At 68.6% G+C, this 10,393-nt stretch carries 8 protein-coding genes and 1 pseudogene; 7 read left to right on the plus strand and 2 right to left on the minus strand.

The window, feature by feature from the left end:
• The 7 genes and pseudogenes from D588_RS0121080 to recO all read left to right on the plus strand — a co-directional run.
• Positions 1-1,301: DegQ family serine endoprotease (locus D588_RS0121080; protein ID WP_017917405.1), on the plus strand; the 1,301-nt coding region annotated here is incomplete at its 5' end.
• 174 nt (positions 1,302-1,475) lie between these two features.
• Positions 1,476-3,266 (plus strand): translation elongation factor 4, encoded by a 1,791-nt coding sequence (lepA, locus tag D588_RS0121090; RefSeq protein WP_017917407.1) that lies wholly within the window; start codon positions 1,476-1,478, stop codon positions 3,264-3,266.
• Between the two features lie 101 nt (positions 3,267-3,367).
• Positions 3,368-4,168 (plus strand): signal peptidase I, encoded by an 801-nt coding sequence (gene lepB, locus D588_RS0121095; protein WP_010340595.1) that lies wholly within the window; start codon positions 3,368-3,370, stop codon positions 4,166-4,168.
• A 20-nt stretch (positions 4,169-4,188) separates the two neighbouring features.
• On the plus strand, positions 4,189-4,566 hold the full coding sequence (locus tag D588_RS0121100) for a DUF4845 domain-containing protein (RefSeq protein ID WP_010340596.1): 378 nt from the start codon (positions 4,189-4,191) through the stop codon (positions 4,564-4,566).
• Positions 4,556-5,236 (plus strand): ribonuclease III, encoded by a 681-nt coding sequence (gene rnc, locus D588_RS0121105; protein WP_026143959.1) that lies wholly within the window; start codon positions 4,556-4,558, stop codon positions 5,234-5,236. The genes D588_RS0121100 and rnc overlap by 11 nt, the downstream gene beginning before the upstream one ends.
• On the plus strand, positions 5,233-6,138 hold the full coding sequence (gene era, locus D588_RS0121110) for a GTPase Era (RefSeq protein WP_010340598.1): 906 nt from the start codon (positions 5,233-5,235) through the stop codon (positions 6,136-6,138). Before rnc ends, era begins: the two co-directional genes overlap by 4 nt.
• Before the next feature lie 230 nt (positions 6,139-6,368).
• Positions 6,369-7,085, plus strand: a pseudogene (gene recO / locus D588_RS0121115) (DNA repair protein RecO); the annotation flags it as partial.
• Positions 7,086-7,573: 488 nt separating this feature from the next.
• Here the strand turns inward: recO and D588_RS0121120 are convergent.
• Both D588_RS0121120 and D588_RS0121125 read right to left on the minus strand, forming a co-directional pair.
• A complete protein-coding gene (locus D588_RS0121120) occupies positions 7,574-9,715 on the minus strand; it encodes a TonB-dependent siderophore receptor (protein WP_017917409.1) in 2,142 nt (713 codons plus the stop codon).
• 336 nt (positions 9,716-10,051) lie between these two features.
• Positions 10,052-10,393, minus strand: a 342-nt coding sequence (locus D588_RS0121125) for an Hpt domain-containing protein (RefSeq protein WP_017917410.1), incomplete at its 5' end; no start/stop codon positions are given.

Here is a 10,393-nt window from a genome sequence, read left to right on the forward strand (position 1 = left end):
GCGGCATGCCAGACGACGACCAGATGCCTGAATTCTTCCGCCGCTTCTTCGGTCCGGACGGCATGCCGGGCATGCCCGGGCAGCCGCGCGGCGGCCGCGGCGCGCCGGACGACGACGATGGCGCGCCCGCCGGCCGTTCGATGGGCTCGGGCTTCATCATCTCGCCCGACGGCTACGTGCTGACCAACCACCACGTGGTCGACGGCGCCAGCGAGGTCAAGGTCAAGCTCACCGACCGTCGCGAGTTCACCGCCAAGGTGGTCGGCAGCGACCAGCAGTACGACGTGGCGCTGCTGAAGATCGACGGCAAGAACCTGCCGACGGTGCGCATCGGCGACTCCAACCTGCTCAAGCCCGGCCAGTGGGTGGTGGCGATCGGTTCGCCGTTCGGCCTGGACCACTCGGTCACCGCCGGCATCGTCAGCGCCACCGGCCGCAGCAACCCCTACGCCGACCAGCGCTACGTGCCGTTCATCCAGACCGACGTGGCGATCAACCAGGGCAATTCCGGCGGCCCGCTGCTCAACACCCGCGGCGAGGTGGTCGGCATCAATTCGCAGATCTTCTCCGCCTCCGGCGGCTACATGGGCATCAGCTTCGCGATCCCGATCGACCTGGCGATGAGCGCGGTCGAGCAGATCAAGAAGACCGGCAAGGTCACCCGTGCCCAGCTCGGGGTGCTGGTCGGTGCCATCGATTCGCTGAAGGCGCAGGGCCTGGGCCTGCCGGACACCCGCGGCGCGCTGGTCAACCAACTGGTGCAGGGCAGCCCGGCGGCCAAGGCAGGGCTGGAAGTGGGCGACGTGATCCGCACGGTCAACGGCACCGAGATCGGCGCCTCCAGCGACCTGCCGCCGATGATCGGCGCGATGCAGCCGGGGGCCAAGGTGCGCCTGGGCATCCTGCGCGACGGCAAGCCGCGCGAGCTGACCGTGCAGTTGACCGCGCTGGCCGACGACGCCCAGGCCAGTGCCGGCCCGGCGGTCGGCGACAACGCCGCCCCGGCCACCGGCGCCAACGCGCTGCTCGGCATCGACGTGGCCGACCTGGATGCGGCCACCCGCCAGCAGTTGGGCCTGGAGCCGGGCAAGGGCGTGCGCATCACCGCGGTGACCGGCCGCGCCGCGCGCGAGGCGCAACTGGTGCCGGGCATGGTGATCCTGCAGGTCGGGCGCGCCCCGGTCGGCAGCGTGGCGGCGCTGAACCAGCAGTTGAGCGGCTACAAGAAGGGCGACGTGGTGATGCTGCTGATCCGCGTGCGCGACACCACCAGCTTCGTCGCGGTGCGCGCCGGCGGCTGATCCCGCGTGCCCGGCCGTGGCTAGGCGCCGTCCCGGGCGTCGACCCAGACCGGTCGGCGCCCCAGGGCGGGGGGCGAATCCGGCGGCCGTCACCAGCGGCCGCCGGCCATGCGATAATGGCCCGTTATCCTGACGACGGTCCTGGCCGCCGCCCACCTCATGTCCTCTGATTCGATGCGGAACATCCGCAATTTCTCCATCATCGCCCACGTCGACCACGGCAAATCGACCCTGGCCGATCGCATCATCCAGCTCTGCGGGGGCCTGCAGGCGCGCGAGATGGAAGCGCAGGTGCTCGACTCCAACCCGATCGAGCGCGAACGCGGCATCACCATCAAGGCCCAGTCCGTGTCGCTGCCGTACACCGCGCAGGACGGGCAGGTCTACCACCTGAACTTCATCGACACCCCCGGCCACGTCGACTTCTCCTACGAGGTCAGCCGCTCGCTGGCCGCCTGCGAGGGCGCGCTGCTGGTGGTCGACGCGGCGCAGGGTGTGGAAGCGCAGTCGGTGGCCAACTGCTACACCGCGGTGGAGCAGGGCCTGGAAGTGGTGCCGGTGCTGAACAAGATCGATCTGCCCACCGCCGATATCGACCGCGCCAAGGCCGAGATCGAGGCGGTGATCGGCATCGACGCCACCGACGCGGTCGCGGTCAGCGCCAAGACCGGGCTGAACGTGCGCGACGTGCTGGAGGCGATCGTGCAGCGCATCCCGCCGCCGGTGCCGCGCGACACCGACAAGCTGCAGGCGCTGATCATCGACTCCTGGTTCGACAACTACCTGGGCGTGGTCTCGCTGGTGCGGGTGATGCAGGGCGAGATCAAGGCTGGCGACAAGCTGCTGGTGATGTCTACCGGCCGCACCCACCAGGTCGACAACGTCGGCGTGTTCACGCCCAAGCGCAAGGTGCTGCCGGCGCTGCGCGCGGGCGAGGTGGGCTGGGTCACGGCCAGCATCAAGGACGTGCACGGTGCGCCGGTCGGCGACACCCTGACCCTGGCCGGCGACCCGGCGAGCAAGCCGTTGCCGGGCTTCCAGGAAATGCAGCCGCGCGTGTTCGCCGGCCTGTTCCCGGTCGATGCCGAGGACTACACCAACCTGCGCGAGGCGCTGGACAAGCTGCGCCTGAACGACGCGGCGCTGCGCTTCGAGCCGGAAAGCTCCGAGGCGATGGGCTTCGGCTTCCGCTGCGGCTTCCTCGGCATGCTGCACATGGAGATCGTGCAGGAGCGCCTGGAGCGCGAGTACAACCTGGACCTGATCAGCACCGCGCCGACCGTGGTCTACGAGGTGCTGAAGACCGACGGCAGCATCATCAGCATGGACAACCCGGCCAAGCTGCCGCCGGTGAACATGGTCGAGGAGATCCGCGAGCCGATCATCCGCGCCAACATCCTCACCCCCGAGGAATACATCGGCAACATCATCAAGCTGTGCGAGGAAAAGCGCGGCAGCCAGATCGGCATCAACTACCTCGGCAGCCAGGTGCAGATCAGCTACGAGCTGCCGATGGCCGAGGTGGTGCTGGACTTCTTCGACAAGCTCAAGTCGGTCAGCCGCGGCTACGCCTCGCTGGACTACCACTTCGTGCGCTTCGACGCCGGCCCGTTCGTGCGCGTGGACGTGCTGATCAACGGCGACAAGGTCGATGCGCTGTCGCTGATCGCGCACCGCAGCCACGCCGACCGCCGCGGCCGCGAACTGTGCGAGAAGATGAAGGACCTGATCCCGCGGCAGATGTTCGACGTGGCGATCCAGGCCGCGATCGGCTCGCAGATCATCGCCCGCACCACGGTCAAGGCGATGCGCAAGAACGTGCTGGCCAAGTGCTATGGTGGCGACGTTTCGCGCAAGAAGAAGCTGTTGGAAAAGCAGAAGGAAGGCAAGAAGCGCATGAAGCAGGTCGGCCGCGTGGAAATCCCGCAGGAAGCCTTCCTGGCTGTGCTGCAGATGGACAAGTAGCTGGGAGTCGTGAATAGGGAATGGGGAATCGAAAGAGCGCATGCTCTTGCCTTCCCGATTCCCCGTTCTCCATTCCCGATTCCCATTCCGAAGGAATAAGAATGAAATGGTTTGAAATCGCGCTGGTGGTCCTGACCTTCGCCACCGGCATCATCACCCTGCTGGACAAGCTGTTCTTCGCCAAGCGCCGCGCCGCGCGCGCCGGCCTGCTCGACAGCGAGCCGGTGATCGTCGACTACTCGCGGGCGTTCTTCCCGGTGCTGGCGGTGGTGCTGATCCTGCGCAGCTTCATCGCCGAGCCGTACAAGATCCCGTCCAGCTCGATGATGCCGAACCTGCTGGTCGGCGATTTCATCCTGGTCAACAAGTTCTCCTATGGCTTCCGCCTGCCGATCACCAACCAGAAGATCATTCCGGTCGGCGAGCCCAAGCGCGGCGACGTGGTGGTGTTCAAGCCGCCGCACAAGCCGGACGAGAACTGGATCAAGCGCGTGATCGGCCTGCCGGGCGATCGCATCGGCTTCCACGGCGACACCCTGTACATCAACGGCACGCCGATGAAGTACAAGGTCATGGGCGAGTACGTCGGCAAGGGCAAGGGCGCGGAAATGACCGGTGCCACGCTGCTCACCGAGTACCTGCCGGGCCGCACCCACACCGAGCTGGAGTGGATCGACCGCAACAATCCGGCCGGCCAGGGCGACTGGGTGGTGCCGCCGGGCAAGTACTTCGTGATGGGCGATAATCGCGACAACAGCGAGGACAGCCGGTTCTGGACCCAGACCCATTTCCTGCCCGAAGAGAACCTGCGCGGCAAGGCGTTCCTGATCTGGCTCAATTGCGAAGGCTGGTTTTGCAGCGGCAGTTTCGATCCGTCGCGGATCGGGACGACCATTCAGTGACTTGCGTGAGGGGAAGCGCGATGAAGCACAAGCAAAGTGGCATGACCTTGACCTCGTTCGTGATCGTGCTGGCGGTGGTCGGATTCTTCGTCTACATCGGCATGAAGCTGTTCCCGATGTACATGGAGTTCTATGCGGTGCGCTCGGCAATGAAGGGCCTGGCGACCGAAGCCGGCAGCGCCGAGATGGATCCGTCGCAGGCCAAGGCCTCGCTGTTCCGGCGCCTGGACATCAACAACTCGGACAACGTGAAGCCGGGCGACGTCACCTTCGAGCGCACCGACACCGGCGTGAAGATGCACGTGGCCTACGAAGTGCGCCGCCCGCTGATCGCCAATCTGGACGTGGTCGGCAAGTTCGACGCCACCCAGGACCTGACGACGCGTGGTGGCCAGTAAGACCATCCTGCGCGGTGACCGCATCGGTCACCGCTTCGCCGAGCCGCAGTTGCTGGCACAGGCGCTGACCCATCGCAGTGCCGGCGCACCGCACAACGAACGCCTGGAATTCCTCGGCGACGGCATCGTCAACCTGCTGATCGCCGAGGCGCTGTACCAGCGCTGGCCCAAGGCCGACGAAGGCGCGCTGACCCGTGCCCGCGCCGAACTGGTGCGCGAGGCCTCGCTGGCCGCGATCGGCCGGCAACTGGAACTGGGCGAACGCCTGACCCTGGGGCCGGGCGAGATGAAGTCCGGTGGCCATCGCCGCGACTCGATCCTGGCCGATGCGGTGGAGGCCGTGGTCGCGGCGATCTACCTGGACGCCGGCTTCGAGACCTGCCGCGCCACCATCCTGCCCTGGTTCGAGGCCGCGCTGGCGGCGCTGCCGGTCGGCAAGGTGGAGAAGGACGCCAAGACCCGCCTGCAGGAATGGCTGCAGGCCCGGCAGCGGACCTTGCCGGCCTACGAACTGATCAGCGAGACCGGCGACGACCACGCCAAGCTATTCCGGGTACGCTGCGTACTCGCCGAGCCCGCCCTGGTGACCGAGGGCGAGGGCACCTCGCGGCGCCTGGCCGAGCAGCAGGCCGCCGCCGCCGCCATCGAGCAACTGGATTCGAGCAAGTGAACGAACAAGCCACTCCCCCTTACCGCAGCGGCAGCGTGGCCGTGATCGGCCGCCCCAATGTGGGCAAGTCCACCCTGACCAACGCCCTGGTGGGCGCCAAGGTCAGCATCGTCTCCAATCGGCCGCAGACCACCCGGCACCGGCTGCTGGGCATCGCCAGCTTCCCGGCCGGTCAGTTGCTGCTGGTCGATACCCCCGGCCTGCACCGCGAGCAGAAGCGCGCCATGAACCGGGTGATGAACCGCGCCGCGCGCGGCTCCCTGGAAGGCGTGGACGCCGGCCTGCTGGTGATCGAAGCCGGGCGCTGGGACGAGGAGGACACGCTGGCGTTCAACGTGCTCAGCGATGCCGGCATCCCGGTGGTGCTGGTGGTCAACAAGGTCGACCGGCTCAAGGACAAGACCGCGCTGCTGCCTTTCCTGCAGCAGGTCAGCGAGGGCCGCAGCTTCGCCGCGGTGCATCCGATCTCCGCACTCAAGCGCAAGGGCCTGGAGGCGCTGGTGCGCGACCTGCTGGCGCTGGTGCCGGAAGCGCCGCCGATGTTCGGCGAGGACGAGATCACCGACCGCAGCCAACGCTTCCTGGCCGGCGAACTGGTGCGCGAGCAGTTGATGCGCCAGCTCGGCGAGGAACTGCCGTACGCGACCACCGTGGAGATCGAACGCTTCGCCGAGGACGGCGCCTTGCTGCGCATCGGCGCGGTGATCTGGGTCGAGCGCGAAGGCCAGAAGGCGATCGTGATCGGCAAGGGCGGCACCCGCCTGAAGGACATCGGCGCCAAGGCCCGCCAGCAGATGGAACGCCTGTTCGGCGCCAAGGTATTCCTGGAGACCTGGGTGCGCGTGCGCGAGGGCTGGTCCGACGACGAGGCGGCGCTGAAGGCGTTTGGCTACGGGGAATAAGCCGGGAATGGTGAATCGGGAGTCGGGAATCGGATTTCCGCGCCTCCCGGACAATCATGGCGTGCGTAGGGGCGGCTTCAGCCACGTGCGCTCCCCCGGTAACGCCCGCCGCGGCTGACGCCGCTTCTACACGACGCTGTCTCCTTCCGTTCGTTGGACGATGATGCGGCCAGGGACGGCATGCTGTTCCATTCCCTATTCCCCACTCCCCATTCCCAGCCCCTGCAGCCTTGATCGAGCACGAACCCGGTTTCGTCCTGCACGCCCGGCCCTGGCGCGAGACCAGCCTGCTGGTGGAGGTGCTGAGCGTGCATCACGGCCGGCTCGGCGTGCTGGCGCGCGGCGTGCACGGGCCGAAGAAGCAGGCCTTGCGCGCGGCACTGCAGCCGCTGCAGTCGATCCGCTTCAGCGCGCAGCGCCGCGGCGAATTGGCGCAACTGCGCGCGGCCGAGGCGATGGATGCGGCGCCGCGGCTGAGCGGCGAGGCGATGCTGGCCGGCTTCTACATCAACGAACTGACCCTGCGTCTGGCGCCGCGCGACGATCCGGCGCCGGACCTGTATCTGGCGTACGCGCGGGTGCGCGCGCGGCTGGCCGCCGAAGCGCCGCTGGCCTGGTCGCTGCGCTGCTTCGAGCGCGACCTGCTGGAGGCGCTGGGCGTGGGATTCGACCTGCGTCACGACGGCGACGGCGACCCGATCGACCCGGCCGCGCGCTACGTGCTCGACGCCGAGCACGGGCCACGCCGGCTGCTGAGCGACCGCGGCCACGATCAGCGCAGCGGCATGGCCACCGGGCGCGCCCTGCTGGCGCTGGCCGACGATACCGAACCGGCTGCCGAGGATCTGCCCGGCCTGCGCCGCGGCATGCGCGTGGTGCTGCTGCACCACCTCGGCGGGCGCGGCCTGAAATCCTGGGAAATGGTCGAGGACCTGGCGCGGCAGCGCAGCGCCAGCGCCGCGGGCATCGCGCCGGCGGTCGCCGATCCCGAACCGCCGCAGGACGATCCGCCGGGATCGGCTGCACCCGGCGTCGCCGCAATGCCAGCGTCGGCAGCGCCCGCGGCGACGCCGGAGCCGGATGCCGAGCTGGATGCGCAGCGCGATGCGATGTCGACATCCATACCGGAAGCGTCGCCGCGGTCGCCGCCTTCCGCGGCGTCGTGAGTGCGGCGGATCGACGGCGCGAGCGCTGCCGCCACGCGGACACCCGAGTGAGCTGCGTTCGTCACACGCCCAACCGGATGCGGCTTGCTCCGTAGAAGCGGTTCTTGTCCGTTCTTGCGGGATCAGCGGCGACGGGTTTTCCTGGTAACGCCTTCGCAGCTCAAGCCGCGCCTGCGGTCGCTTCCGTCACGACCACAGACCTCCACGCCGCCGCGCAGCGCCGCAGCCCGTCGCCGCCGTCGCCACGGCAGCGGCAGCGGCAGGCGCACTCAGCGCCAATCGATCCGCAGGCTCAGCGCCGCATTGCGTGCCTCGCCCAGCGTGTGCTGGTTCCAGTAGGTGCGATCGAACAGGTTGTTGATGTTGCCGGTCAGCAACGCGTCGTAGCCGCCCAGCGTGGTGGCGTACTGGAAGCCGGCCGCGGCGACGGTATGCCCGGGGATGAGCACGCGATTCTGATCCTCGTAGTAGGCATCGCCGGAGTAGCGCACGTTGCCGTGCAGGCTCAGGCCGCGCACGCCCGGCACGCGCCAGGTGGCATTGGCCAGCAGTTGCCGGCGTGCAGCGCCGGCCGGGCGGTTGCCGCGCAGGGCCGCGTTGTCCGGCGACAGATCCTCCAGCCGCGGGTCCATCCACAGTCCGCCGACGCCCACTTCCAGATCCTCGGTCACGCCGACGCTGCCGATCACTTCCAGTCCGCGATACAGGGTCAGGCCGTCCTGGGTCAGGTAGCGCAGGCCGTCGCGGTAGGCGTCGATCTGCGCGCCGCGCTCGATGCGGAACGCGGCGGTGGTCAGCGCGAAGCGCCCGCTCTGCAGCTTGGCGCCCAGTTCGTACTGCTTGCTCACCGTCGGCGCCAGCACGCTGCCGGCGTTGGCATAGGCGGGCAGCGCATCGGTGCCGACGCGGCTGCCGGGCTCCAGCGCCTCCACGTAGCTGGCGTAGAGCGACACGTCGTCGACGGGCTTGTAGATCAGCGCCACGGTCGGGGTCGTCACCGAGGTGCGGTAGCCGCTGTCCACCGACGCGTCGCCATCCAGATCGCGTTGCTGGTAATCCACGTGGCGCGCGCCGAGGATGGCGCGCCAGTGGTCGCCGAACTGCAGGGTGTCGCTGACGAACACCGCCTTCTGGCGCAGGTCCGCGCTGACCGGCGCCAGGCTGTAGTCCGGTCGGCGGGTGGGGCGGAAGGACTGCGGGCGATACAGGTTGCCGTCGAAGTCGTTGCTCCAGTAGAACGCCTTGCTCCACTGGTCCCAACTGCGCTGCACCGAGGCACCGAACACCAACGCGTGCGTCACCGGACCGGTGTCGACGCGGCCGTTGACCAGCAACTGCACCACGCTGTTGCGCAGCACCGCACCGAAGTCGTAGGCGAAACCGGCGTAGTCGCCCGCTTCGTTCAGCAGATTGGCGAACATCTTGTGCGACGTGTGCCGGCGGCGGCTGCCCCCCAGGCTCAGTGCCGCACTCCAGCGCTCGTCGATGCGCCAGTTCAGGCCGGTGGTCGCGTGCAGCAGGGCGGTCTCGTAGTAGGCCCCGTCGACGCGGATCTTGTCGTAGTCGCTGGTGGGGCGGGGCAGGCGGGTGCCCTGGTAGGCGTCCCAATAGAAGTACAGCGGCTCGTGCTCGAGCGTGTTGCGCTCGTGCACCAGTTCGGCATGCCAGGTCAGGCCCTCGACGATCGGTTGCTCGACCGCAACAGCGATCGTCTTGCGGTCGATGCCCGCGCCGTTGTACGCGTCGCCGCGTTCGATGCCGGCGTTGAGCCGGTAGCCGAAGGAGTCGGCGCCATTGGCACGGCCGCCCGCATCCACCTGCGCCGAGAACACGCTGTCGTTGCGGTAGCCAACCGTGGTGGCCAGCAGTGGCGTGTCGGTGGGGCGCTTGGTCTGGTAGCTGACGATGCCGCCCGGTGCGCCGAAGCCGTACATGAAGCCGCCCAGGCCCTTCAGCGCCTGCACCGATTGCACCGCTTCCAGCGGGAACTCGCCGCCCCATTCCATCAGCATGGGCACGCCGTCCACGTAGAAATTGCGCACGCCGATGCCGCGGATCTGCGTGCCCCACCAGTTGGTGGTGGCCGGCGGCTCGGCCGCGAACACCGATGGATCGTTGATGAAGATCTGCCCCAGCGTGGTGGCCTGGCGCCGCGCGATCTCGGGTTCTTCGATCAGGCTCACCGAGAACGGCGTATCCAGCAGGCGCGACGTGCCCAGCGCGCCGACCGCCGCATCCTGCTGCAGGTCCAGGCTGAGCCGCTGGCCTTTGACCATGACCGTGTCCAGTTGCGTGGCCTCGGCCGATGACCCGGCATCGCGGGTGCCGTCATTGGCGGTGTCCTGGGCGCTGGCCGAGGTGGACGCGGCGGCCACGAGGGCGGCCAGCAGCGCGCGGGCGAGCACGCCCATGGCCGGTGCTGGCCGGTGGAATGACGTCTGAAACATGAGAAGGCCCCTGTTGCGTGTAGTGAACGGACGGGGCGATGGCTGGTCCGCAGATGTCGTCGGGGCGTTAATTTATTCGAGAACGAATCTTATTTGCAAGTTTCGCTGTGTGGCGAGCGCCATGCGGACGCCGTCGTTGTCGTCACCGTTGCGAGGCCGGATCGTGACGGCACGGGGAAGGGCGGCTGCCAGCCGGGACCGCCAGGGCAACGCTCGAGAAGCGCGGGTTGCGGCAGATGGCGCCCCACGCCGACGCGTGGGAAGTGACGGGGAGCCATCCCCAATCTCCAATCCCGGCCTTCAGTGCAACAACGCCGCCACCGCCTCGCTGAACTGGTGGCGGGCCTGCGAAGAGGCCGGGTCGCCATGCAGCTGACGCACGGCCCGCGCCAGGCGGGCGGCGCCGACGAAGCCGCAGCTGGCCTGCAGCCGGTGCAGGTGGCTGCGCACGGCCTGGTCGTCGCTGAGCTGCAGGGCCGAGGCCACCGCGTCGCGGGTGCCGGGCAGCTCGGCCAGGAACAGTTCGCGCAATGCGATCAGGTGCGCGCGCTCGCCGTTGAGCGCGGCCAGCGCGGTGGTCTCGTCCCAGTCCAGGGTCGGTTCGGCGGTCCCGGCGGTCCCGGCGGTGCCGCCGAGGCGGCC

Source organism: Xanthomonas sp. SHU 308 (assembly GCF_000364645.1).
Classification (GTDB): Bacteria; Pseudomonadota; Gammaproteobacteria; order Xanthomonadales; family Xanthomonadaceae; genus Xanthomonas_A; species Xanthomonas_A sontii.